General features: G+C 65.9%; 31 protein-coding genes. 10 read left to right on the top strand and 21 right to left on the bottom strand.

Translation table 11 applies throughout. From position 1 onward, the window contains the following. Positions 1-24: 24 nt before the first annotated feature. Positions 25-1023, top strand: coding sequence for an adenosine kinase (locus tag JWM94_RS12035; protein ID WP_299427087.1), 999 nt, complete (start codon positions 25-27; stop codon positions 1021-1023). 65 nt (positions 1024-1088) lie between these two features. On the opposite strand, the gene JWM94_RS12030 is transcribed toward JWM94_RS12035, so the two are convergent. From JWM94_RS12030 to hisB, 8 genes are all read right to left on the bottom strand, one after another. Continuing rightward, the gene (locus JWM94_RS12030) at positions 1089-2696 is read right to left on the bottom strand and encodes an amino acid permease (RefSeq protein WP_299427084.1); all 1608 of its coding nucleotides are present in this window, start codon (positions 2694-2696) and stop codon (positions 1089-1091) included. Between the two features lie 66 nt (positions 2697-2762). After that, positions 2763-3140 (bottom strand): histidine triad nucleotide-binding protein, encoded by a 378-nt coding sequence (locus JWM94_RS12025; RefSeq protein WP_299427081.1) that lies wholly within the window; start codon positions 3138-3140, stop codon positions 2763-2765. Further along, positions 3140-3460 (bottom strand): phosphoribosyl-ATP diphosphatase, encoded by a 321-nt coding sequence (locus tag JWM94_RS12020; protein WP_299427078.1) that lies wholly within the window; start codon positions 3458-3460, stop codon positions 3140-3142. Before JWM94_RS12020 ends, JWM94_RS12025 begins: the two co-directional genes overlap by 1 nt. A gap of 32 nt (positions 3461-3492) precedes the next feature. Next, the gene (locus tag JWM94_RS12015) at positions 3493-3693 is read right to left on the bottom strand and encodes a hypothetical protein (RefSeq protein WP_299427075.1); all 201 of its coding nucleotides are present in this window, start codon (positions 3691-3693) and stop codon (positions 3493-3495) included. Positions 3694-3723: 30 nt separating this feature from the next. Further along, positions 3724-4491, bottom strand: a complete 768-nt coding sequence (gene hisF / locus JWM94_RS12010) for an imidazole glycerol phosphate synthase subunit HisF (RefSeq protein WP_299427072.1) — start codon at positions 4489-4491, stop codon at positions 3724-3726. Between the two features lie 4 nt (positions 4492-4495). Continuing rightward, entirely contained in the window at positions 4496-5230 is a 735-nt protein-coding gene (gene hisA, locus JWM94_RS12005; RefSeq protein WP_299427069.1) for a 1-(5-phosphoribosyl)-5-[(5-phosphoribosylamino)methylideneamino]imidazole-4-carboxamide isomerase, read from the bottom strand. Continuing rightward, positions 5227-5832 carry an imidazole glycerol phosphate synthase subunit HisH gene (hisH, locus tag JWM94_RS12000; protein WP_299427066.1) on the bottom strand — a complete coding sequence of 202 codons (606 nt, stop codon included), beginning with the start codon at positions 5830-5832 and terminating at the stop codon, positions 5227-5229. The genes hisA and hisH overlap by 4 nt, the downstream gene beginning before the upstream one ends. Continuing rightward, positions 5829-6416 (bottom strand): imidazoleglycerol-phosphate dehydratase HisB, encoded by a 588-nt coding sequence (gene hisB, locus JWM94_RS11995; RefSeq protein WP_299427063.1) that lies wholly within the window; start codon positions 6414-6416, stop codon positions 5829-5831. Before hisB ends, hisH begins: the two co-directional genes overlap by 4 nt. Before the next feature lie 71 nt (positions 6417-6487). Between hisB and JWM94_RS11990 the strand changes: the two genes are divergently transcribed. The 4 genes from JWM94_RS11990 (at position 6488) to gmk (ending at position 9451) form a co-directional block, all read left to right on the top strand. Then, a complete protein-coding gene (locus JWM94_RS11990; RefSeq protein WP_299427060.1) occupies positions 6488-6964 on the top strand; it encodes an SspB family protein in 477 nt (158 codons plus the stop codon). 108 nt (positions 6965-7072) lie between these two features. Then, entirely contained in the window at positions 7073-8464 is a 1392-nt protein-coding gene (fumC, locus tag JWM94_RS11985; RefSeq protein WP_299427057.1) for a class II fumarate hydratase, read from the top strand. 57 nt (positions 8465-8521) lie between these two features. After that, positions 8522-8743, top strand: a complete 222-nt coding sequence (locus JWM94_RS11980; RefSeq protein WP_299427054.1) for a hypothetical protein — start codon at positions 8522-8524, stop codon at positions 8741-8743. Between the two features lie 51 nt (positions 8744-8794). Further along, complete coding sequence (gene gmk / locus JWM94_RS11975; protein WP_299427051.1) at positions 8795-9451, top strand: guanylate kinase; 657 nt, start codon at positions 8795-8797, stop codon at positions 9449-9451. Here the strand turns inward: gmk and JWM94_RS11970 are convergent. The 8 genes from JWM94_RS11970 to JWM94_RS11935 form a co-directional block, all read right to left on the bottom strand. Next, on the bottom strand, positions 9401-10117 hold the full coding sequence (locus tag JWM94_RS11970; RefSeq protein WP_299427049.1) for an ATP12 family chaperone protein: 717 nt from the start codon (positions 10115-10117) through the stop codon (positions 9401-9403). The genes gmk and JWM94_RS11970 overlap by 51 nt on opposite strands. After that, positions 10114-10377 (bottom strand): hypothetical protein, encoded by a 264-nt coding sequence (locus tag JWM94_RS11965; protein ID WP_299427047.1) that lies wholly within the window; start codon positions 10375-10377, stop codon positions 10114-10116. Before JWM94_RS11965 ends, JWM94_RS11970 begins: the two co-directional genes overlap by 4 nt. Beyond that, positions 10374-11033, bottom strand: a complete 660-nt coding sequence (locus tag JWM94_RS11960) for an HAD-IA family hydrolase (RefSeq protein WP_299427045.1) — start codon at positions 11031-11033, stop codon at positions 10374-10376. Before JWM94_RS11960 ends, JWM94_RS11965 begins: the two co-directional genes overlap by 4 nt. After that, positions 11030-11626 (bottom strand): FMN-binding negative transcriptional regulator, encoded by a 597-nt coding sequence (locus JWM94_RS11955; protein ID WP_299427042.1) that lies wholly within the window; start codon positions 11624-11626, stop codon positions 11030-11032. Before JWM94_RS11955 ends, JWM94_RS11960 begins: the two co-directional genes overlap by 4 nt. Next, complete coding sequence (locus tag JWM94_RS11950; RefSeq protein WP_299427039.1) at positions 11626-11841, bottom strand: hypothetical protein; 216 nt, start codon at positions 11839-11841, stop codon at positions 11626-11628. Before JWM94_RS11950 ends, JWM94_RS11955 begins: the two co-directional genes overlap by 1 nt. Next, complete coding sequence (locus JWM94_RS11945; RefSeq protein ID WP_299427036.1) at positions 11838-13007, bottom strand: RluA family pseudouridine synthase; 1170 nt, start codon at positions 13005-13007, stop codon at positions 11838-11840. The genes JWM94_RS11950 and JWM94_RS11945 overlap by 4 nt, the downstream gene beginning before the upstream one ends. Continuing rightward, positions 13004-13375 (bottom strand): fluoride efflux transporter CrcB, encoded by a 372-nt coding sequence (gene crcB / locus JWM94_RS11940; RefSeq protein ID WP_299427033.1) that lies wholly within the window; start codon positions 13373-13375, stop codon positions 13004-13006. Before crcB ends, JWM94_RS11945 begins: the two co-directional genes overlap by 4 nt. A 259-nt stretch (positions 13376-13634) precedes the next feature. Next, positions 13635-14405 (bottom strand): hypothetical protein, encoded by a 771-nt coding sequence (locus JWM94_RS11935; RefSeq protein ID WP_299427030.1) that lies wholly within the window; start codon positions 14403-14405, stop codon positions 13635-13637. 185 nt (positions 14406-14590) lie between these two features. Between JWM94_RS11935 and JWM94_RS11930 the strand changes: the two genes are divergently transcribed. Beyond that, the gene (locus JWM94_RS11930) at positions 14591-14953 is read left to right on the top strand and encodes a hypothetical protein (RefSeq protein WP_299427027.1); all 363 of its coding nucleotides are present in this window, start codon (positions 14591-14593) and stop codon (positions 14951-14953) included. A 41-nt stretch (positions 14954-14994) separates the two neighbouring features. On the opposite strand, the gene JWM94_RS11925 is transcribed toward JWM94_RS11930, so the two are convergent. From JWM94_RS11925 to JWM94_RS11915, 3 genes are all read right to left on the bottom strand, one after another. Beyond that, the gene (locus tag JWM94_RS11925) at positions 14995-15423 is read right to left on the bottom strand and encodes an OsmC family protein (protein ID WP_299427024.1); all 429 of its coding nucleotides are present in this window, start codon (positions 15421-15423) and stop codon (positions 14995-14997) included. Between the two features lie 82 nt (positions 15424-15505). Continuing rightward, positions 15506-15817: a glycine zipper 2TM domain-containing protein gene (locus tag JWM94_RS11920; protein ID WP_299427021.1), complete on the bottom strand. Its 312-nt coding sequence runs from the start codon at positions 15815-15817 to the stop codon at positions 15506-15508. Between the two features lie 1020 nt (positions 15818-16837). Further along, the gene (locus JWM94_RS11915) at positions 16838-18001 is read right to left on the bottom strand and encodes a DUF4236 domain-containing protein (protein WP_299427017.1); all 1164 of its coding nucleotides are present in this window, start codon (positions 17999-18001) and stop codon (positions 16838-16840) included. A 114-nt stretch (positions 18002-18115) separates the two neighbouring features. On the opposite strand from JWM94_RS11915, the gene JWM94_RS11910 reads away from it, so the two are divergent. Continuing rightward, positions 18116-18751, top strand: a complete 636-nt coding sequence (locus JWM94_RS11910; protein WP_299427014.1) for a trimeric intracellular cation channel family protein — start codon at positions 18116-18118, stop codon at positions 18749-18751. After that, on the top strand, positions 18748-19221 hold the full coding sequence (locus JWM94_RS11905) for a hypothetical protein (protein WP_299427011.1): 474 nt from the start codon (positions 18748-18750) through the stop codon (positions 19219-19221). The genes JWM94_RS11910 and JWM94_RS11905 overlap by 4 nt, the downstream gene beginning before the upstream one ends. On the opposite strand, the gene JWM94_RS11900 is transcribed toward JWM94_RS11905, so the two are convergent. Both JWM94_RS11900 and sppA read right to left on the bottom strand, forming a co-directional pair. After that, on the bottom strand, positions 19218-19784 hold the full coding sequence (locus JWM94_RS11900) for a GNAT family N-acetyltransferase (protein ID WP_299427008.1): 567 nt from the start codon (positions 19782-19784) through the stop codon (positions 19218-19220). The two genes, JWM94_RS11905 and JWM94_RS11900, sit on opposite strands and share 4 nt — an antisense overlap. Next, positions 19781-21661: a signal peptide peptidase SppA gene (gene sppA, locus JWM94_RS11895; protein ID WP_299427005.1), complete on the bottom strand. Its 1881-nt coding sequence runs from the start codon at positions 21659-21661 to the stop codon at positions 19781-19783. The genes JWM94_RS11900 and sppA overlap by 4 nt, the downstream gene beginning before the upstream one ends. Positions 21662-21956: 295 nt before the next feature. Between sppA and JWM94_RS11890 the strand changes: the two genes are divergently transcribed. Then, positions 21957-23357, top strand: coding sequence for an MATE family efflux transporter (locus JWM94_RS11890; RefSeq protein WP_299427002.1), 1401 nt, complete (start codon positions 21957-21959; stop codon positions 23355-23357). A gap of 106 nt (positions 23358-23463) precedes the next feature. Beyond that, positions 23464-23799 carry a co-chaperone GroES gene (gene groES / locus JWM94_RS11885; protein ID WP_299426999.1) on the top strand — a complete coding sequence of 112 codons (336 nt, stop codon included), beginning with the start codon at positions 23464-23466 and terminating at the stop codon, positions 23797-23799. Positions 23800-23838: the final 39 nt, after the last annotated feature.

Below are 23838 nucleotides of genomic sequence, written 5' to 3'. Positions count from 1 at the left end.
CAACCTTTTTCCCGGAGACCCACCTTGACCAGCCCGACCTACGACGTCGTCGCGATCGGCAATGCGATCGTCGACATCCTTTCCCAGGCGACCGACGAATTCATCGTCGCCGAGGGGATGACCAAGGGCTCGATGCAACTGATTTTCGATTCGGCGGCCGCGGACGCGCTCTATTCGCGCATGGGGCCGGGGCGCGAAGTGTCGGGCGGGTCGGCGGCGAACACGATCGCCGGGCTCGCCGCTCTGGGCCACGCAACGGGGTTCATCGGCCAAGTTGCCGACGATCAGCTAGGCAAGGTGTTCGCGCACGACGTTCAGGCGCTTGGCGTGCATTTCGCGACTCCGGCGGCGACCGGCGGCGACCCCACCGGGCGCTGCCTCGTGCTGATCACGCCCGACGGTCAGCGAACGATGAACACCTTTCTCGGCGCGGCGCAGTTCCTGCCCGAAGCCGCCGTCGATGCCGCGACGATCGAGGCGGGGGCGATGCTCTACCTCGAAGGCTATCTGTGGAACGCCGAGCAGTCGCGCGACGCGATGAAGCGCGCGATCGCGATGGCGCGCGGGGCGGGGCGCAAGGTCGCGCTGACCTTGTCCGATGTGTTCGTTGTCGAGGGCCATCGCGATGAATTCTTCGCATTGATCGATGCAGGCCAGATCGACCTGCTGTTCGCCAACGACAACGAAGTCCGCGCGATGATGCAGGACGAGGATATCGCCGCGGCGGTCGCGGCGCTGTCGGTGCGCGTGCCGCTGTTGGTCTGCACGCACGGCGCCGCGGGGGCGGAGGCGCACAAAGGCGGCGAACATGCCCGCATCCCCGCCGAGCCGGTCGACGACGTGATCGACACGACCGGCGCGGGTGACCTGTTCGCCGCCGGGTTCCTGGCCGGACAGGCGCAGGGCCGCGATCTCGAAACGAGCCTTCGCATGGGCGCGATCTGCGCCGCCGAATGCATCTCGCACATCGGCCCGCGGCCGGTCGCCGACCTGACGGCGCTGGTTGCCGCAACGCTCGGCTAAACAATCTTACCAAAAGAAAGGGCCGGGGATCGCTCCCCGGCCCTTCTTGTTTTTGCGCTACCCGCTCAGTCGAGCGGCTTCGCAGTCTCCGGCAACATCGACGGATCGTCGACTACATCGACAATGCCTCGGCCGACATGACTGCGGCTGCGGCTGTAGAGGAAATAGATCAGCAGCCCGATCGCGCCCCAGCCCGGCAGGACCAGGATCGCGGTCAATGGCAGCGAAACATACAGGCCGACGCAGCCGACGATCGCAAGCGGTGCCACGATCCACACGCCCGGCGTGCGGAACGGCCGGGTCCGGCCCGGATCGGTCTTGCGCAAAACCATCACCGACACCGCCACCATGAAGAACGCGAACAGCGTGCCGGCGTTGGAATAGTCGGCCAGTTTGCCGACCGGCAGCATCGCCGCCGCGAACGCCGCCGCGATGCCGGTCACGATCGTGACGACGTGCGGGGTGCGGAACTTCGGATGGATCGAGGCGAGCTTCTCGGGAAGCAAACCGTCGCGTGCCATCGTGAAGAACACGCGGGTCTGGCCGAACATCATCATCAGCACGACCGACGGCAGTGCGATCACTGCGGCAAGCCCGACCAGGCGGCCGATGACCGGCCAGTTGATCACCGTCAGGACGTGGACCAAGGCTTCCTTCGAGCAGACGATGGGCTCCATGGCACCGCTCGCGATGATGCTGGCGCAACGTCCGGCGAGCTCGGGCGAACCCGGATTTAACGGGAGGCCGTTAAGCCCCATCACCGGTTGTGCGCCGATCGCGCCAATCGCGCCCGAAGCAACGAGAAGGTAGAAAATCGTGCAGATGGCGAGCGACCCGATCAGACCGATCGGCACGTTGCGCTGCGGGTTCTTGGTCTCTTCCGCTGCGGTAGAAACCGCATCGAAGCCGACATAGGCGAAGAAGATCGAGGCGGCGGCGCCCAGCACGCCAGTCGTGCCGGTGGGCAGGAACGGCTCGTTCGGCCCGCCGAAATGCGCGCCGTTGAGGACGGGGATCGTGAGTGCGACGAACACCGTCAGGGCAAGGATTTTAACCGCCACCAGCACGGCGTTCACCCGCGCGCTTTCGGTCGTGCCGATCACCAGCAACCAGGTGACGAACCCCACCACGACAATAGCGGGAACGTTAATATATCCGCCCGTGTTCATCGCGGTCTGAAGGTCGGCGCTCGGCGTAGCGCCGAACGCGAGATACATGTGCGCCATCAACGCGTCGGCGTTTCTGAACGCGGCGGGTATGTGAAATCCGATGCCGTCCAACAGCCCGACCAGATGGTTCGACCAGCCCACCGCGACCGCGCTCGCGCCGACCGCATATTCGAGGATCAGCGCCCATCCGACCATCCAGGCGAGCAATTCGCCCGTCACCGCATAGGTGTAGGTATAGGCCGAGCCCGACACCGGGACCATCGAGGCGAGTTCGGAATAGCAGAGCGCGGCGACCGCGCAGACGAAGCCCGCTACGACGAAGCTGAGCAACATGCCCGGCCCGGCTTTTTGGGCGGCCTCGGACGTGAGCACGAAGATACCCGTACCGATCACCGCGCCGATGCCCAGCATGGTCAGCTGGAACGCGCCGAGCGATCGGTGCAGCCCCTTCTTCTCGGCGGTCGCCAAGATCGCGTCGAGCGATTTAATGCGGTCGAAAATCATCAAACAGGACCCCTCGAATTTTGATTGGAGCGGAGCCTAACCACAATCGACGGAGGTGCAATCCCCTTAACGCGCGAGCATCGGGCCAAGCGGTTTGCCGCCGAACAGGTGGACGTGGAGGTGCGGCACTTCCTGCCCGCTCTCGATTCCGACATTGGCGAGCAGGCGGTATCCCGGCGCGACCAGACCGAGATCGCGTGCGACGACGCCGACGGCGCGGACAAAGCCGGTGATTTCCTCCGATGAGCCCCGCGAGCTGAAATCGTCCCACGATACGTATGGGCCGGTCGGGATCACCAGGATATGGATCGGCGCGGCGGGCGCGATGTCGTGGAACGCGACTGCCCACTCGTCCTCGTACACGCGCTTCGAGGGGATTTCACCGCGCAGAATCTTCGCGAAGATGTTCTGGTCGTCATAGGGCCGGGTCGCGTCGATCGGCATCAATCTCTCCGATTGGCTTTTTCGGCGAGCCCCGACTGACTGGTGCGCCGCGACAGTTCGGCGCGGACCGCATCGAGGCTGAGGTCGGCGTCGGCGAGCAGGACGAGCAAGTGATAGACCAGGTCGGCCGCCTCGCCCGTCAGCGCCTTCTTGTCCTTGCGCATCGCCGCGATGACGGTTTCGACGGCTTCCTCGCCGACCTTTTGGGCGATCTTGGCGCGGCCATCCGCGAACAGCTTGGCGGTATAGGAACTCGCCGCAGATTGCCCTTTGCGGGAATGGATCAGCGCGTCGAGCGCGTCGAGCGGGTCGTTGGCCATGGGTCAAGCGCTGCCCCTGGCGAGCGCTCGCGTCAATCCTCGGCGTTGGTCCCGGGCTGTTTGAAGCGCTTGCGTAACGCGCGGCGCACGAGCCAGACGCCGGCAACCGCCATCACGAACAAGGCGATATCGGACAATTCGGGCGTGCTGCGCGTGTGGATGACGCCGCTATGCGGCGGCACGCTGGCAAAGGCCGGGGTCGCGATCAGCAGCAGGAGCAGGGCGAAGCGCATGGCCACTCTATAACCCGCCGCTCTTAACAGTCAGGAAATAGGGTGCCGCACCGGGATGCCCGCATCGGCCAACGCGCGATGCGCATCGGCCATGCTCGCTTCGCCGAAATGGAAAATACTGGCGGCGAGCACCGCGCTGGCATGGCCTTCGCGGATACCGGCGACGAGATCGTCGAGCCCGCCGACCCCGCCCGACGCGACCACCGGGATGCTGACGCGATCGGCGATGGTCCGGATCAGCTCGAGATCGTAGCCGTCGCGCGTACCGTCGCGGGCCATGCTGGTGATCAGCAACTCGCCCGCGCCGAGTTCGGCGAGCCTGAGCGCATGCGCCACCGCGTCGATCCCGGTGGCTTCGCGCCCGCCATGCGTGAACACTTCCCAGCCGGCGCCGCGACGCCGCGCGTCTACCGAGGCGACGACGCACTGGCTGCCGAAGCGTTCGGCCATCTCGCCGACCAGTTCGGGCCGCGCTACCGCCGCCGAATTGACCGCAACCTTGTCCGCGCCGGCGAGCAGCAACGCGCGTGCATCCTCGACCGACCGCACCCCGCCGCCGACGGTCAGCGGCATGAAACACACCTCGGCGGTCCGCCGCACGACGTCCAGGATCGTCCCGCGCGCCTCGTGGCTGGCGGTGATGTCGAGGAAACACAGTTCGTCCGCCCCCGCCGCGTCATACGCCTGCGCCTGCTCGACCGGATCGCCGGCGTCGCGCAGATCGACGAAATTGACGCCCTTCACGACGCGTCCGTTGGCGACGTCGAGGCAGGGAATGATGCGGGCGCGTACGGTCATGCCGCTAGATGCCCGCCGCGACCGTCAACGCCGTCGCCAGGTCGAGGCGTCCGTCATAGAGCGCGCGTCCGGTAATGACGCCCTCTATCCCGTCCTTGGCATGCAACGCCAGCACGTGGATGTCGGCGATCCCGCTCACCCCGCCGCTGGCGATCACCGGGATGTTGACCGAGCGTGCGAGGTGGACCGTCGCCTGAACGTTGCAGCCCTTGAGCAGCCCGTCGCGCCCCACATCGGTAAACAAAAGCGCGGCGACCCCGGCATCCTCGAACCGCCGCGCCATGTCCCCGACTTCGACGTCCGATACGTCGGCCCAGCCGCGCGTCGCGACCAGACCGTCCTTGGCATCGACCGCGACGACGATCCCGCCGGGGAAGTCGCGCGCGGCGTCGCGGACCAGATCGGGGTTTTCGAGCGCTGCTGTGCCAATCACCAGCCGTGCGACACCCGCATCGAACCAGCCCTCGATCGCCGCGCGATCGCGCACGCCGCCGCCGAGTTGAACGTGGCCGGGGAATGCCGAGACCACCGCGCGGACGACGTCACCATTGACCGATTGCCCGGCGAACGCGCCGTCGAGGTCGACCATGTGAAGGTATTGTGCGCCCGCTTCGGCGAACGCCAAGGCCTGCGCGACCGGATCGTTGCCGTAGATCGTCGCTGAATCCATATCGCCTTCGGACAGGCGGACGACATTGCCACCCTTCAGGTCGATCGCGGGGAAGACGATGAGCGTCATGGTCGCCACTCGAGGAAGCGCGCGAGCAGGTCGAGCCCGTAACGCTGGCTCTTTTCCGGGTGGAACTGCACCCCCGCCAGATTATCGCGGGCGATCGCCGCGACGATAGGGCCGGCATGATCGGTGGTCGCGACAACGTCGTCGCCTTCGAATGCGTAGGAGTGGAGAAAATAGGCCTCGCCCGGCTCGATCAGCGAGTGCGGGGAGGAGGGGCGGACGTCGTTCCAGCCCATGTGCGGCACCTTGGCGGTCGGATCGCTCGGCGTCAGGTGGCGCACGCGGCCCTTGATCCAGCCGAGCCCGGGATGTTCGCCCATCTCCTCGCCGATATCGGCCATCAACTGCATCCCGACACAGATGCCGAGGAAGGGTGCGCCCTCGCGCCGCACGCGCTGGTCGAGCGCTTCGACCATCCCGTCCACACCGCGCAGCGCCGTCGCGCACGCGCCGAATGCCCCAACGCCGGGCAGGACGATACGGTCGGCCTTCGCCACTATCTTGGGATCGGCGGTCACCGCGACGTCGCTAGCGCCAGCCGCCTTCAGCGCGTTGGCTACCGAATGAAGATTGCCCGCGCCGTAATCGATCAGCGCGACGGTCAAAGCGTGCCTTTGGTCGACGGAATCGCATCGGCCTTGCGCGGATCGACCTCGACCGCCTCGCGTAGCGCGCGCGCCAGCCCCTTGAACGCCGCTTCGGCAATGTGGTGGTTGTTCGAGCCGTACAAAGTCTCGATGTGCAGCGTGATCCCCGCGGTCTGCGCGAACGAGTGGAAGAAATGCTCGAACATCTCGGTATCCATCTCACCGAGCCGCTTTTGGGAGAATTCGGTCTTCCACACGAGGAACGGCCGCCCGGAGATGTCGAGCGCCACCCGAGTCAACGTTTCGTCCATCGGGCTCAGCGCATCGGCGTAGCGCCGGATGCCGCGCTTTTCGCCCAGCGCCTCAAGCACCGCCGCGCCGATCGCGAGGCCGGTATCCTCGACGGTGTGGTGCTGGTCGATATGCAGGTCGCCGACCGTCTTGACGCTCAGGTCGATCAGCGAATGGCGGCTGAGTTGCTCAAGCATGTGATCGAAAAAGCCGATCCCGGTCGACACCTCATACGCGCCGGTGCCGTCGAGATTGACGGTGACGTCGATGCTGGTCTCGCTCGTCTTGCGGCTGATCGTCGCGGTACGCATGCTGCCCCCAATAGCGGCATGCGGCACGCATGCAATCTTGACCCCGCCCAAGCATCGGCTACCCAAGGCGCATGAGCGATAGCCTGCCCGATAGCCTGATTCCCTATGACGAGATCGTCCAGGAGGCGTTGCGTGCCGTGGTCGGCCGCGTGCTCGGCTCGGTCGCGGCCGGCGGCGGGTTGCCCGGCGAGCATCATTTCTACATCACGTTCAAGACCCAGGCGCCCGGCGTGGATATCCCGCAACGGCTGATTGAGCGGTTTCCCGACGAGATGACGATCGTCCTCCAGAACCGCTATTGGGACTTGACGGTGGACGACGAGCGTTTCTCGGTGGGGCTGAGCTTCAATCAGGTGCCGTCGAAGCTCGACATTCCCTATTCGGCGATCACCGGCTTCCACGATCCCGCGGTCAATTTCGAGCTCCGCTTTCAGGCGCAGGAAGGCCCGGATGGACCGGAGCCGCATGAAGAGGCCGAGAATGACGGAGTCGAGCGCGTCGATGACGGATCGAACGTGGTGAGCGTGGACTTCAAGAGAAAGAAATAGCTCGTGCCGTCATCCTGAACTTGTTTCAGGATCCACTCTTCCACTCGCAATGTCCGTCGCGGCGGCGCAGTGGATGCTGAAACGAGTTCAGCATGACGGAGTAGGCTGATGGCGAACACCCGCATCGAAACCGACTCGCTCGGTCCTATTGACGTCCCGGTCGCGGCCTATTGGGGCGCGCAGACGCAGCGTTCGATCGAGAATTTCCCGTTCCCCGCGAGCGAGCGCATGCCGATCGCGATCGTCCACGCGCTCGCGCTGGTGAAGCAGGCGGCGGCACGGGTGAACCGGCGGCATGGCCTTTCTACCGAACTGGCTGCCGCAATCGAAGCGGCGGCGGAGGAGGTCGCGGAGGGCAAGCTCGACGACCAATTCCCGCTCGTCATCTGGCAGACCGGCAGCGGCACCCAGACCAACATGAACGTCAACGAGGTGATCGCCGGCCGCGCCAACGAGATGCTGTCGGGTACGCGTGGTGGCAAGGTGCCGGTGCATCCCAACGATCACGTCAACATGAGCCAGTCGTCGAACGACAGCTTCCCGACCGCGCTGCATATCGCGGCGTCGCTGGCGGTGACCAAGAGCCTGTTCCCGGCGCTGGGCCGACTAAAGGACGCGCTCCAGGCCAAAGCCAACGCATGGGATGGCATCGTGAAGATCGGCCGCACGCATTTGCAGGATGCGACCCCGCTGACGCTGGGCCAGGAGTTTTCGGGCTACGCCAACCAGGTCTATCGCGCGGGGCGGCGGATCGAGCCGGGGATCGTCAACGGCACCAATCGGTTGGCACAGGGCGGGACTGCAGTAGGGACGGGGCTTAATGCGCCGAAAGGGTTTGCAGACGAATTCTGCGCCGCGCTGGCCGAGATTGCCGGCCATCCGTTCATGCCAGCCGAAAACGCGTTCGAGGCGCTCGCGTCGAACGATCCGCTGGTGCACCTGTCGGGCACGCTGAGTACGCTCGCGGTCGCCCTGACCAAGATCGCCAACGACATCCGCTTGCTCGGCTCTGGCCCGCGCTCGGGGATCGGCGAGCTGATGCTGCCGGCGAACGAACCGGGTAGCTCGATCATGCCGGGCAAGGTCAACCCGACCCAGTGCGAAATGCTGACGATGGTCGCCGCGCAAGTGATCGGCAACCATCAAGCGGTGACCGTCGGCGGGATGCAGGGGCATCTCGAGCTCAACGTGTTCAAGCCGATGATCGGCGCGGCGGTGCTGCGTTCGATCGACTTGCTGAGCGTCGGCATGGAAAGCTTCGCGGAACGCTGCGTCGAGGGGCTCGAGCCCGACCGCCGTCGAATCGCCGAGCTGGTCGACCGATCGCTGATGCTCGTCACCGCACTCGCGCCAGAGATCGGCTACGACAACGCCGCAAAGATCGCCAAGCACGCTCATGAAATGGGCATGACGCTCAAGGAGGCGGGGCTCGACCTCGGGCTGGTCGACGAGGCGACCTTCGATCGCCTCGTGCGTCCGGAGGATATGGTGGGCCGCTGACGTTTGCGGAACCTTCGCGCGTGCGCCTTGTTGAGCGCGGCGAAACGAAGGAACGACATGAAATTCAGCACGATGTTGGGCGCGGCGATCGGCAGCGCGATCGACGGCCGCGACGGCGACGATTCGACCGTGGACGGCGCGATCGCGGGCGCGGGGGCGGCGACCGTCGTCCGCGCCGTGGTGCCGCTCGCCATCACCTTCGCGACCGGCTGGCTGGTGCTGCGCGGGGTCGGCAAGCTCAAGGATCGCATGTTCGCGACCAAAGCCTCGGCCGAATAGCGGCGTTCGACTCGCCTTGACGCGGGGCGGTCCCCCACGCCAAAGGCGCGCATGGCCGATCACCGCTCGTCGCAACCCAAGAGCTTCAAGCGCCGCGGCTTGATGTTCGTGCTGTCGTCGCCTTCGGGCGCGGGCAAATCGACGATCGCCAACCGGCTGCTCAAGGAAGAGCGCAACAAACTCAAGATGTCGGTGTCGTACACGACGCGCCCGATCCGCGCGGGCGAAGTCGACGGCAAGGACTATCATTTCGTCACCAAGGACGTGTTCCGCCAGATGGTCGAGGACGACCAGTTCCTCGAATGGGCACGCGTATTCGAGGAACGCTATGGCACCCCGCGCGAGACGGTGTTCAAGGATCTCGAAAACGGCCGGGACATATTGTTCGACATCGATTGGCAGGGCGCGCAGCAATTGTTCCAGCTCGCCGGTGGCGACGTCGTCCGCGTTTTCATTCTTCCGCCGGGGCTCAAGACATTGCGCGCGCGGCTCGACAAGCGTGCCACCGACAGCCAGGAAATCATCGACCGCCGCATGGACCGGGCCTTGTCGGAGGTCAGCCACTGGGACGGCTACGACTATGTGCTGGTCAACGACGATCTCGACGATTGCTACGAGTGCGTCCAGACGATCCTGACGGCAGAGCGGCTCAAGCGCTCACGCCAGCGCGGAATGATCGGCTTCATCCGCCGCTTGCCGGAGATGTAGGAAGCGCACCGCAGCGTCGAACTCGGCCCGCCGGACTTCGCGCGCCTGAACCGCCAGCGGATCGATACCCCATTGCTCGGCCTGCCAGTCCTCGTCGAGATTGGCGGCCGCCCACACCGTTTCCGCCTCCATCGCACCCTCCATCAGCGCGAGGCCGAGCACCAGCGACCCGGTGATCGTCACGATCGGCGACAGGCCGGCAAGCTCGAACGGATCGCGCACCGCGACCGCGACCGCCAGCCGCTCGATAGTTGCGTCCGGCTGGGGCTGGTGGATGATCCCGGCAATGATGGCGAAATGCACGTCGTAGCGCTGGCTCGCCCAGGCGAGGGGGGGATTCCATAATTCCGCCTGACGCTCGACCAGCGGCACGGGCTGTTCGGCGCGGTAGCAGAGCAAGTCGCTTTCGGCATAAGCGGCGATGGTCGCGGCGAACAGCGCCGGGTCGGCCGTGACGCGCTCGATCGCGGCGTTGGCGAGGCCGGTCAGCGGCATTGCGCGCGGGTCGATCTCACCAACGATGCGGCGCCATTCGTCGGCCACCGCTTCTGCGAGCGCATCGGTCGGCAACACCAGCGGCAAGCGTCCGGGCGTGCGCACCGGCTTGCCGTCGAGCCGTATGCCGCGCTCAGCGTCGATACCGACGTCCTGCCAGAATCGCTTCATTTGGGGAGCTTGGGGGGCCGCCGCCGATTGGTCCGGACGTTGCCCGGCGTCGCCCAGCGGTGTGCCAGCGCCGCGGGGATGGTCCACGACATGTAGATCGACGACAGCACGATCGCCGCGCCGAGCAACTTGAGCGGCATTTGCTCGAACCGCCCGATCAGGACAATGCCCAGCACCGCGCCGGCAATCCCGGCCAGCCGCGCGGCGTTGATGATGAGGAAGCGGTTGCGCACAATTGCGGGGGTGGGATTGTCGGTCATCGGGCCTCCAGATGGTGCGGCAGATCGGCGACGGCAAGCGCCACGGCGTGCGCGCCCGCCGCGGTCAGCTCCTCCGGCGGGTGATAGCCCCAGCCGACGCCAACCGCACGCACGCCGGCGTTGGTCGCCATTATCATGTCATAACTGGTGTCGCCGATCATCGCGGTCGTCGCCGGGTCGGCCCCAGCCTCGGCGATCGCCGCCTCGATCATCGAGGGATGCGGCTTGGACGGGTGGCGGTCGGCGGTCTGCAGCGTGACGAAATGGTGCGCGAGGTTATGCGCGGCGAGCACGTGCGCGAGACCGCGGTTGGACTTGCCGGTCGCTACGCCGAGCAACCAGCCGTCGGACGCAAGCGTCGCGACCAGCTCGGCGATGCCGTTGAATAATGGCTCGTCGTCCAGCGCGCCGCTCGCCCGCATCGCGACGAACTTGTCCTTATAGCCTTGCGCCAGCGTGCGATGATCCGCGTCGCCGGCGTCGGGCACCAGCGCCTGCATCGCTTCGACCAGGCTCAGCCCAACGATCCGCCGGATCGCGTCGCGCGGCGGCACCGCGACGCGCGCCTCGGTAAAGGCATCCTCCACCGCGCGGCAGATGTTCGCCTGGCTGTCGACCAATGTTCCGTCACAGTCGAAGATCGCGAGACGCGTCACGCGTTGCGCATCCAATGCGCGATGCCGCGTCGCCCCGACGCCTCCGCGCCATCGGCGGCGGCGAGCCGCGCGGCTTCAGGCTTGTTCTGGCCCAGCTTGATCGTCCCGCGCCACGCGGCGATCTCCAGCCGGAAACCGACGATCGCGGTCGTCATCTTATCGACCAGCTTGGGGTCCATCTTGCCGCGCGTCCATGGCGGCTTGTCGAGTTTGGCTTCCTGTTCGGCGGACAGCCGATCGATCTGCGCAACCAGCGCGTCATGATTCATCTTGCGCATCGTGCCTTCCAGCTCGACCGCGACATAATTCCAGGTCGGCACCTGGTCGTTGCCGAGACCGTACCAATCGGGGCTGATATAGCCGTCGGGGCCGAGTGCCGAGAACAACGCGGTCGCCCCGTCGAGATGCCGCAGGATGCCGTTGCCGCGCGCCAGGTGCAGCCCGAGCGTGTCGTCGTCGAGCCACACCGCCGGCACCTGCGCGACGCGCGGCCCATCGGGCGTCGCTGCGAACAGCTGGCCGAACCCGAGCTCGCTCACCAACGCGCGCATCGCGGCGCGGTCTTCCCAGCGAAAGGCGGAATTGGGATGCATCAGTCGGACGACAGCCGACGCGCGAGCCATTCCCAGCCGAGGAACGTCACGCCCCAGAATGGATAGATGCCGTACAGCGTGTCGGTATTAGAATGCGATCGCGCATCGATCGCCAGAAACACCTGCACCATGAACGCGATCGCGGCGATCGTGATGACCCAGCCGATCACGCTGACCGGGCGATGGATCAATCCCCATTTGCGAAAAGCGATCATGGGCGTTTTTTGGGGCTTGGCTTCTTCACACCTGGCTTTTTCGCACCCGGCTTTGTCCCGCGCGACGCCCCGCGGCCCGGCGCCTCCACCGCGCCGCGGTTGCGGCGTTCGCCCTTGCGGTCCTTGCGAATGTTTTTGGCGTGCTGCTTGGCGCGGGTCTTTTGCTCGGCTCGGGTCGGCGGTTGCGGATCGTCGATCGGCATCATGTTGCCGAGCATCTGGTCGAACCCGAGTTGCGCCAGGCTGTCGGCGAAATGCTGCGGCAGTTCGGCCTCGACGTCGATCTTGCCGCCATCGGGATGATCGACTGCGATCCGCCTCGAATGAAGGTGCATTTTGCGGCTGATTCCGCCGGTCAGAAACGCCGCCGGACCCCCATATTTCCCGTCGCCGACGATCGGGTGGCCGATCGCCGCCATGTGGACGCGGAGTTGGTGCGTGCGGCCGGTATAGGGGGTCAGCTCGACCCACGCAGTCGAATTGCCGGCACGTTCGATCACGCGATAGCGGCTGCGCGAGGGCATCCCCTCGGCCTCGTCGACGTGCATCTTCTCGCCGCCGGTGCCGGGCTGCTTGGCCAGCGGCAAGTCGATCATCCCGTCCTCGATCGACGGCACGCCGACGATCAGTGCCCAATAGACCTTCTTCGCGCTGCGTCCGGAAAAAGTCTTGGCGAAGAAGGCGGCAGCCCGGCTGGTGCGCGCGACGAGCAGCGCGCCCGACGTGTCCTTGTCGAGCCGGTGGACAAGCTTTGGCCGGCCTTCATTGTCATATTGCAGCGCGTCGAGCAGGCCATCGACATGCTGCGTCGTCTTGGTCCCGCCCTGCGTCGCGAGCCCCGGGGGTTTGTTGAGCACGAACGCCTGTGCGTCCTGATGGATCACGATATCGCGCGCAAACGCGACCTCCTCGTCCGACAGCGGCGGACGCTCGCGCTTGGGCTTGGCGTCTTGGCGTTCGGGCTCGACCGGCGGGACACGCAACACCTGACCCAGCGCGACATGATCGCCCGGCTTGGCGCGCGCGCCATCGACGCGCAGTTGCCCGGTGCGCGCCCATTTGGCGACCGTGGTGAAGCTGGTGTCGGGCAAATGCCGCTTGAACCAGCGGTCGAGCCGGATGCCGTCGTCATCGGGCGCGACGGTGAAGGTACGGATGTCGCTCATGCTACGGCCCTAACCAGATACAGCCCGCCGAACAGCGCGAGTACCGACCCGATCACCGAAATCAGGGCATAGGTCATCGCGACCCCCCATTGCCCGCGCTCGATCATCAGCGCGGCGTCGAGCGAGAAAGCGGAGAAGGTCGTGAACCCGCCGAGCAGGCCGACCCCGATCAGCAGACGGCTATGCTCGCTGCCGCCGGTGCGCGCGAGCATCCCCGCGAGCAGCCCCATCAGGAACCCGCCGATCAGGTTCACGGCCAGCGTTCCCCACGGGTAATTCGGGCCGAGCGTGTCGAGCGTCAGCTTGCCGACCGCATAGCGGCCCGCGCTGCCCACGGCACCGCCGATCATAACGAGAAGGAAGTTCATTGCGCGCCTGTAGCGGGCGGGGGGGTGGGACACAAACCGGCGTGTTTTCAATCCTGCCGTTCCCCCGCGAAGGCGGGGGTTCAGGATCACAAACGCTGACCCTGGTGGCTCCGGGCTCCCGCCTCCGCGGGAGTGAGGGCCGCGCTTGCGCGTGGCCCTCATTTTCAGCACCCACGCGAACTGCGCTGCCTATGCTGTCCGTTATCGGGTAGGCGGCCTCGCGTGGGTGCTGAAGCGGTTAGAAGCGATGACGGGGCATTCAGTTCCCGTTATTTGCGACCAAGTCCACCTCTGTTCGCCCATCGCCGCGCGTTTCGAGATAAATAACGTACGCTGCGCCATCTCGGCCACGGGTGCCGCCCAGCACGTGCTGGCCGTCATCGGCCTGATGCTCGGCCGAATAGCCGGCGGCGGTGAGGCGGCCGTAATAATAGTCGAGCACGGTCTGGATCGAGGCGCCGGTCGAGAAACTGACAACCCGCAAGCGACAGCCGTTGGCCGCCGCGCCGGCGGCCTCATCCACGCGCGCGTCGGGATAAAGCGGCAGATCGGCTGGCAGGCGCTGCACCCAGCCGGTCGAATATTGCAGGCTGCGCGCACACTTCGCGGTGTTTCTGTCGGCTTGGCGGCTGGCGAGCGCGCTCAGCGTGACCGAATCGTCCTTGATCTTGCACTGCGGGCAATCGCCCGAGGGGGCAGGGGTGGATCTGCCGCCGCCCGATGACGACGATCCGCTCGCGGTCATCGTCCCGTCGGTCTTGCCGCCGGCGACCGAATCGGGCGGGATCGCGCCCGAATAGGGCTGGCGCGGTGGGCGAATGGTGTCGGCGTTCGATTGGCCGGCGAGCGCGGGATCGACCATGATCTGGTCCTGCAGCGCGCTGCGCATGGCCGGGTCGCTGGTGTTCGCGGTATTGCCGGCGAGTTCGGCATCGAGCGAGTCCAGGTTGCTCTCGGGCGCAGGCTTGGTCCCGCATGCGGCGAGCGCAAGCGGGATAAGGCAGGCGAGAAAACCAAGGCGGATGGTCACGCGACGAAACTCCGATCGATCGGGCTCGTCATGCCCGCGAAGTGGTTAAGAACGGCCTACGGCGGCGGGCGGTCGATTGCCCAAAGGCGGTCGCAAGGTTCCTTCTTGCCGCCCGCCCCCCGAATCCGATAGACTGTCCGCGCGCGCCCGTCCGCACTCCGGCGGGAGCCACGGGGGGACGTACGATGCGCTATGCAATGGCGGTCGCAGTCGCGATGTTGGGGTTTGCCACTCCGGCTTGGGCCGATGCCTGGAACTTCATCCTGACCAACAGCACCGGCAAGGAGATCAAGTTGATCGAAGTGTCGCCGGCCGGCGCCAGCCAATGGCAGCCCAACAAGGTCGAGGAGGGCGAAAAGCCCAAGCCGATCAAGGTAGCCGGTCGGACCACGATCCATTTCGACAAGACCGGTACGCAGTGCAAATGGGAAGTGAAGGCGACGTTCGCTGATGACAGTTCGGCGGTATTCCCGGCGGTGAACATGTGCGACGCGTCGTTCGTGACGATCAAATACGTCAATGGCGCGCCCGCCGCGACCGGCAGCTGACATAAGGCGAGGCCCGGCTCGCACCGGGCCTTGCGACCGCGTCAGGCGGTCAGTGTGTGATCGAGCGTGATCTCGGCATTGAGCAGCTTCGACACCGGGCAATTGGCCTTGGCATCGGCGGCGATCCGCGCGAACTGGTCGGCGTCGATCCCGGCGACGGTCGCGTTCAACGTCAGCGCCGACCGCGTGATCGCAAAGCCCTCGCCTTGCTTGTCGAGCGTTACCTTGGCGGTTGTCTCCAGCGTGCCCTCGCTGAACCCTTCACGCGCGAGTGCGAAACTCAGCGCCATCGTGAAGCAACTGGCGTGCGCGGCGGCGATCAATTCCTCGGGATTGGTCCCCGGCTCGTCGCCGAACCGCGTGTCGAACCCGTATTTCTGGTCGGAAAGCACCCCCGACTGCGTCGAGACGTGACCGACGCCCTCCTTGCCCAATCCGTCGTATCGGGCCGAACCGCTGCGTGTCGTCATCTCATCTCTCCCAAAAAGCGAAAAGGGGCGCGATCGGCCGACCGCGCCCCTTCCGGTATTCCGCCATCAGACGGCGTAGATCTTAACGGCGGCAGCGGCGCTTTGCGGTGATCGTGCGGTCGATCGCCCGCCCGCCGAACGCGCCGGCAACGCCGCCGACAACCGTACCGAGCAGCTTGTCTCCACGGCCGGCGATGCCGTTGCCGAGTACCGCGCCGCCGACGCCGCCGACGACTGCGCCCGTCGTGCCGCCCGACCGCGTGCAATAGGTGCGGCCGTTATTGCCGCGATAGGTCTTGTAATAATGCTTGCGCGCTTGCGCGGACGAAACCGGCAGCACCATCGTCGAGACCGCCATGGTGGCGGCGCCGATCGTGAGCATGAGTTTACGCATGTCGAAATTCCCTTTGCTTTGTATCAATGCCGGGAGCGTAACGTCCTTGCGCGCCGCAAAGTTGCATCGCCGGCGAATTTAGCCGGAAACGCGGGTGCCGAGGGAGGCGGGATCGCTGTGCACGATATCCACGTTATCCACAGGGGCAGGACGGCGTTTCGTGCTTGGCGCGACTCGGTTTAGGTGACAGCTTGATGACATCGAGACTGAGGGTGACTCGCCGAGAAATCGGATGGTTGTTCAAGGACTTGATCTTCGAGAATGTCAGCCGAGCCGCAAGGCGAAGATGATGCTTTCGAGGTTGGGACATCGGCCCCCGCTAGGTCCGGTCCGGAGCGCGCAAGCGAGCCGGTCGGGCATTGCAAACCGATGGCCCGCACACGATCGACGAGTCTTCGGACAAAGCGGTCGTGAGTTGCAGCGGAAAGCCGCTGGGGACGCCCGTCAAACGGCGAAGCCGGAAGGAGCCGAGGCGACGACGCAAGGAGGAGATGCTTCGGCATCGAGACTTTGTGAGGCCGCCGGTGGCCGGGAATGCTGAGACTCTTCGGATGATCGCGCCCGGCCCCGACGACCGAACCGGAAAGCTTGGTGGATCTTCGGATCAAACTGGTGGACCGGCGCGAGATTCGGATCGCTTTCGGGTGATTGGGGTGGAGCAAATCGTGACGCTGGAAGCGCCTTCGGGCGGTGAGAGCGGAGCGAGCGGCGGAAGGGGAGCCTTCGGGCGAACCGACCAAAGCGACCGCGAAGCGGAAAAGGCTCTCGGGCCGTTTCTTGTGGAGCGGGCGAAGCGAGGATGGTTTTCGGATCGTCCGGACGGAGCGAAACCGCAGAGTTGCGTGGGCCTTCGGGCCGACGCAACCGAGCAACCCGCGAAACCTGGCGCCGCTCTTCGGAGCAGCACGGATGTAGCGAGCCGCCGAAACCAGATGGCGCGGGCCGACCTTCGGGAAAGCCAAGCGGATCGAAGTCCGGCGACAGGGGAGTCGGTCGCAAGACCGGCTCCCCAATTGCGTTTTAGATGCTGAGCGCGGCTTTGTAGGCTTCGAAAGCTCGGGCGAACTCGGCTGCAGCCTCGGCATTCGAAAATTGATACTCCTCTTTCACCCCGCCGGAGCTGGTGAAGAGTATTTTTCCATACACGACGATCGGAATGACATAATTGCCGTTGAAGCGGCGATCGGGCGATCCGTCCTTGTTTACCTTAGCCCATGTCTGACCGACAACCTTGCTGTCCGGCGGCACCGGCTCTTCTTCGATGAAGTTTTGAAACTGGAAATCTAACTGAACTTCACGAAGATCAATTATCGCAAATGCGCCATCGGCGCGCGGCATCAACACGATGCCCGGAAAAATGAGTATATCCTCGCCATTGACGTTGCCGAAACGTAGTGCGCGTCCCTCGAATTGGATCAGGTCGGAAGACGCGAAATCGACATCGACAGGGCGTCGGTCCAAGGTTCGCGAAGCGGACGATCTTTCGATGACGCGATGAACGTCGCGATCAAAGGTGACGTCCCAGATCCTGTTGCTGCCTCTCAGGGTGTCGAATGCTCGAACCATACTACCGTAAGCGCGTTTGGCGTCGTCGGACGTTTCGAAGCTGAGCGGGATGTGCGTGCTCGCCTTCCATTCTTCCAGCCTGGCAATTTCCGCTTCTGTTTCGGGAACGCTTTCCTGGAGCTCCGCGATTCGGCGCTTGTAAAACATGCGGAACAGGCTGCGGCTCCGGCGATCCAGATCGGCCGTGTCGCGATCCAACAGGCCACCTGCCTCTTTTAGGTCGTTTTCCACCTCCTGCCTTTGCGCGCGCGCCTGAGCGATTAATTCATGCAGTTCGACAAGGCTGTGGCTGGTCAAGTCTTCTACCGCGGCGCTGTTGATTTCGCGCATCTGGAACATCTGTTGATAGGCGAAAGCAGGCGTGTAGCCCGGCGCAGGCGGCGATACGCCGCCCGGTCCTGCACCGTCCGGCGACCCCGGCTCACTATGGCCCGGCTTCCAATGTTGATGACTGTATGACAGGCCCGAACCCGGAATGCCCAAAGTGCTGCGAACGCCACCCTTGCCGAAGTTGATCATCGCGCCGGGAACACCAAAGCTGGCGCTCACGCCGCCGCCGCTGACATTTAGCCGAACGCCGGGAAAAAGCTGAAAGGAGTGCCTGAATCTCAAGGTCATATCCGCCCCCCTGGGTGAAATAGACTGCGGGCAAACGATATCGCGATCAAGCTGTCAAAGGTCGGAGAATGGTTCGACATGGCGTCTTTTCGGATGGTACGCTAACCGACACTCATGCTTCCCCACACCCCTGACTGGCTCCCGGCGATCGCGCCGTGGCTCGACCTCGCGGGCCTGGTGGTGTTCGCCGCCTCGGGCGCACTGGCGGCGGCGAAGCGCGGGCAGACGATCGTCACGCTGACCTTCTTTGCGCTCGTCACCGGCGTCGGCGGGGGGACGGTGCGTGACTTGCTGATCGGCGCGCCGGTGTTCTGGATTCATGACAGCCGCGCCGCTGCGGCGTGCCTGATCGTCGCGTTCGCGGTGTGGCTGACCCCGGCGGCGTGGTGGCGAGGGCAGGCGCTCGACTGGTTCGATGCGGTGGGGCTCGCGGCGTACGCCGTGTTCGGCGCGGCCAAGGCGATCGGCTACGGCGTGCCGCCGGTCCCCGCCGCGCTGATGGGCGTGGTGACGGCGTGCGTCGGCGGGATCATCCGCGACGTGCTGGCGGGCGAGCCGTCGATCCTGCTCAGGCCGGAAATCTACGTCACGGCGGCGGCGCTAGCGGCTGGATTGTATGTCGGGCTGGGGCAGATCGGGGTGCCGTTGCCCGTCGCAGCGACGGTCGGCACTCTCGCCGGGTTCGCGCTCCGCGCGGTGGCGATCCGCTGGAAGCTCGCGCTGCCGGCCTATCGCGGCGGACGGACATGATCGGGCTCAGCTTCGCACTGGTGGCCGCAGCCGCGCCGGCGCCCGCGCTCACCCCGCAGCTCCAGCCGCTCGGTTTCCTCGTCGGGCATTGCTGGCAGGGGCAAGTGTCGCCCGGGCGGATCGACCGCCATTGCTTCGTGGCGCTGACCGACGGCTCGATCCGCGACCGCCACGTCGTCGTTGAAGGCGGCAAGCGCGTGATGGGCGGGGAGAGCGTGTACCGCTGGGACGGACGGCTCGGTGCGATCGCGTTCAGCTATCGCGATACGTTCGGCGGACACCTGGGCGGCACGGTGCAATCGCGCGGCAATCTGCTCGGGTTCGACGGCCGCTACGTCGCGAGCGGCGGGCAGCGGTTTCGCATCACCTCGCGCTGGGCGCGGATCGGCGACACTGCCTATCGCGCCGAAATCCGCTCGGCCGAACTGCCGCAAGTCAACGGGACGACGGTGTACCGGCGGCTCGATTAGCCCCGCTGGACGAGTCCGACGTCGCTGAACTTCTTCGGCTCGGCGGGCGGGATGGTTGCGTCGGTCAACTCGCATTGCCAGAAGCCGACATCGACCCAGCGGCCCTGCTTGAAGCCCATTTCGCGCAACACGCCGGCGCGGCGGAAGCCGGTCGTTTCGTGGAGCGTGATCGAATAATCGTTGGGCAGCGCCAGCACGCTCACCGCCTGGACGAAGCCCTGCGCGCGGAGCGTATCGATCAGCGAGCGATAGAGCAGCCGCCCGACCCCCTGACCCTGCACCGCGCCCGCGACGTAGATCGACGTCTCGACGACATAGCGGTACGCCGGCCGCTCGCGGAATTTGGTGGCGTAGGCGTACCCCAGCACGCCATCGCCGTCCGCCTCGCCGTTGGTCGCGACGATCCACGGATACAGCCCGTCCGATGCCGCCATCCGGTTGCGCATCGTCCGCGCGTCGGGCGCTTCGGTCTCGAAGCTGACGGTGCCGGTGACGACATAGGGTGCATAGATCGCGGCGATCGCGGCGGCATCGTCGGGCCGCGCGGGCCGAAGAGCGATCACGGCCAGATCGCCTTAATCAGCATCTGCGCGAGGCTGAGGTCGGCGCGGCTCGCGCGCGCATCGCTGAACCCGGCGCATTCGAGGCAGCGCGCCTGGACCGATGCCGCCCCGGCCAGCCTTTTGGCGTCGCCGACCGCGCGCGCCAGCACGTCGCGGCGCTCGCCGGCGATCACGCCGAACACGTCGCGCGCCTGCATGTCGGCATTGTCGTCATCGTCCTTGCCCCATGCCGCCAGCAATTGCGCGAACCAGCCGGGCTTCTTTTCGAGATAGACACGCGACACGTTCTTGGGGTCGAGCCCCGCGCGCTTGGCGGCTTCGGCCACCGCGTCGTCGAGCGTACCGAAGCGGTCGACCAGCCCGATCTGCCGCGCGGTGCCGCCGTCCCATACGCGGCCCTGACCGATCTCGTCGACGCGCTGCGGGGTCAGCTTGCGCGCCGCCGCGACGCGGCCGAGGAACTGGGCATAGCCATGTTCGATCGCCGATTGCAGGATCGTGTCGACTTGCGGGTTGGTGCCGCCATAGACGTCGGGCTGGCCCGAGAGCGGCGTGGTCTTGACCCCGTCCGCCGTAACCCCAAGCTTGGCGAGCGAGTTCTCGAATGTCGGGATGATCCCGAAAATGCCGATTGATCCGGTGATCGTGTTGGGCTCGGCGAAGATCACGTCGCCCGCGGTCGACACCCAATAGCCGCCCGACGCGGCGAGCCCGCCCATCGACACGACGATCGGCAGGTTCTGCTTCTTGGCCTCGAGCACCGCGAGGCGGATCGTTTCGGATGCCAACGCCGAGCCGCCGGGCGAGTCCACGCGGACGACCAGCGCCTTCAAATCCTTGCGTTCCAGCGCGTCGAGTACCGCCTTGGCGATCGTGTCGCCGCCGGCCGTGCCGGGGCCAGCCTTGCCATCGACGATCTCGCCGGCAACCGTCACGATGCCGATCTTGTCGCCGCCGGTCGGCATCGGATTGGCCGCGACCCAATTGTCATAGTCGATCGTCGCATAGGCGCCCGCGACCTTCTTCGGCGCCTCGCCCGCGAGTTCGGCCACATGGCGGCCGAACGCGACGCGGTCGCCGAGCTTGTCGACCAGCCCGGCGGCGAGTCCCGCTTGGGCGAGGTCGCCCTTCGCCGCGGTGACGGGTACCTCGGGCGTGGTCAGGAACTGGTCGATCTGCGCCTTGGGCCGCGCCTTGTGGATCAATTCCTTCCACTGGCCGAAGATCGAGCCGTAGAGCGCGGTCAGCGCCTCCTTCGCCTCGGGCGACTGGTCCGACCGCGTGTACGGCTCGACATACGACTTGAACTTACCGACGCGATAGACGTGGACGTTGACGCCCAGCTTGTCGATCAACCCCTTGTAGTAAAGCTGGTTGCCGCCCGGCCCCGCGAAGATCGCGCCGCCCATCGGGTTGACCCAGATCTCGTTCGCATTGGCGGCGAGCAGATAGGACCCGTCCATATAGGCGGTGGCATAGGCCAGCACCTTCTTGCCCGATGTCTTGAACCGCCCGATCGCGTTGGCGACCTCGGTCACCGCGGCGGGATAGCCGCCGCCATAGCCGTCGAGGTCGAGCACCAGCACCTTGACCCGCGCATCGTCCTTCGCGGTGTCGATCGCGCGGACCAGGTCGCGAAGGCGGAACTGGTGGTCGGGGCTCTCGCCCTGCGCCGCGGCCAGCGCGGTCGGCGTCGTCGGCTGCTCGACGATCGCGCCGTCGAGCTTGAGCACCAGCGCACCATCACGGATCGCGCCGCCATTGGGTTTCGCCGACAGCGCCGCGAACAGCGCCCCGAAGAAAAGCAGCATGAACAGGAGGACGAGTCCGTCCTTGATTCCGACCAGGATTTTCCAGGCGCCCCGAACCAGTTTCACTGTGCGTCTCCTCGAGCGGCCGCATGTCGGCGCCGCGTCACGCCCGCGATAGCCGCAAGTGTGGTGGGGGAGCAATACGGCATACGCGGCGATGTGCATGACAATGATCGTCACCCCGGCCTTGTGCCGGGGTCCACCGGGCGGCGAGCGCCGAACTGGAGGGTCGAGCAACGGCGTAAGCGGCTTAGTGGACCCCGGCACGAGGCCGGGGTGACGACGGGGGGTTGTGGCACGGGTTGGCCCTTTCCTCCTTCTTCCGCTATCCGCCCCCGCCATGGACGCGCCAGCCGCCCTCATGCCGCTGGCCGGCCCGCCGCCGCAGACGATGCGCGACGAATTGCGCGCGCTTGCGCGGTTGGCGGCGCCCTTGGTCGGCGCGAACCTGCTCCAGATGGCGGTCTATGCGGTCGATGTGATCTTCGTCGCGCGATTGGGCGCTGTAGATTTCGCCGCGGCGACGCTCGGCGTGTTCCTGTTCAGCCTGATCCTGTGGGCGCTGATCGGCTTCACCGGCGCATGCGCGCCGATCATCGCCGCCGAGCTCGGCGCGCGGGCGCATGCCGTGCGCGAGGTGCGGCGATCGTTCCGCATGGCGATGTGGTTGGGTGCGATCGCCAGCGCCTTCTTCATGCTCGTCCTCGCGCATGGCGAGACGATCTTGCACTGGCTCGGTCAGGATCCGCGTGTCGCGGCGCGGACCGGGGTGTTTCTCGACATCCTGCTGTTCGTCATGCTGCCCAACGTCTGGGCCGGCGTGATGCGCACCGCCGCCGCGGCGCTCGGTCGGCCGGGCTGGGCACTGGTCGTGACGCTGATGGCGCTCGGGCTCGGCATCCTCGGCAATTGGCTGTTGGTGTTCGGACACGCCGGTTTCCCCGCGCTCGGACTCGAAGGATCGGCCATCGCCAGCGTGGTGACGGCATGCGCGATGATGCTGGCTTATGCCGCGATCCTCCAGTTCGACGGCAAGCTGCGCCGCTATCGCCTGTTCGGGCGCTGGTGGCGGCCCGAATGGCCGCGCCTGATCGAGATCGCCAAATTGGGCGCGCCGATCGCGCTGACCTTCACGCTGGAGGGCGCGCTGTTCGGCGGGGCGGCGTTCCTGATGGGGCTGATCGGCGTGGTCGAGGTCGCGGCGCATGCGATCGCGCTCAACATCGCGGCGATCGCGTTCCAGGTGCCGTTCGGCATCGCCCAGGCGGCGACGATCCGTGTCGGCATGGCGTACGGCGCGGCCGACCGCGAATGGATCGGCCGCGCGGGCTGGGCGGCGATCGTCACGGGGACGGGGTTCATGGCGTTGACCGCGACCGCGATCTGGCTGGCGCCGCGCTTGTTCGTCAGCATCTATGTCGATGTCAGCGAGCCGGCGCATGCGCGCGAAGTGGCGCTGGCGATCCAGTACCTCGCGGTGTGCGCGATGTTCCAATTGTTCGACGGGGCGCAGGCAGTCGCGGCGGGCAGCCTGCGCGGATTGCAGGATACGCGCATGCCGATGCTGATCGCCGGATTCGGGTACTGGGTGGCGGGGTTCGGCACAGCGATCTTCCTCGGCTTCCATGCACATTGGGAAGGTGTCGGCATTTGGGTCGGCCTCGCGGTCGGGTTGGCGGTCGTATCGGGGATGCTCGTCACGCGCTGGTCGATGCGCGAGCGGCTCGGCCTGCTACCGGCACACCCCACCAAATTAAACTAGATCAGGCCATTGACGCGACCCGTCGCGCTCCACATATGCGCCTTGCTGGCACTCGGCTGAGTCGAGTGCCAAACTCATGCAATCCATCTAGAGAGGGTTACTAGCAATGAACTTTCGTCCGTTGCACGACCGCGTCCTCGTCCGCCGTATCGAGGCTGAAGAGAAGACCGCGGGCGGGATCATCATCCCCGATACCGCCAAGGAAAAGCCGCAGGAGGGCGAAGTGATCGCCGCCGGCACCGGCGCCCGTAACGAAGCCGGTGAAATCCACCCGCTCGAAGTCAAGGCCGGCGACAAGGTGCTGTTCGGCAAATGGTCGGGCACCGAGGTCAAGATCGACGGCGAAGACCTGTTGATCATGAAGGAATCGGACATCCTCGGGATCATCTCGAACAACGGCGGCAGCAAGGATGGCGTTGTTTCCAGCGATGGTGCTGGCTGACGCGACCGGTCGGGCGTCGCCCGAACCTCTTTCCGTTTA

The organism is Sphingomonas bacterium (assembly GCF_028289855.1).
Taxonomy (GTDB): domain Bacteria; phylum Pseudomonadota; class Alphaproteobacteria; order Sphingomonadales; family Sphingomonadaceae; genus Sphingomonas.
This window is presented reverse-complemented; position numbering and strand designations above follow the sequence as displayed.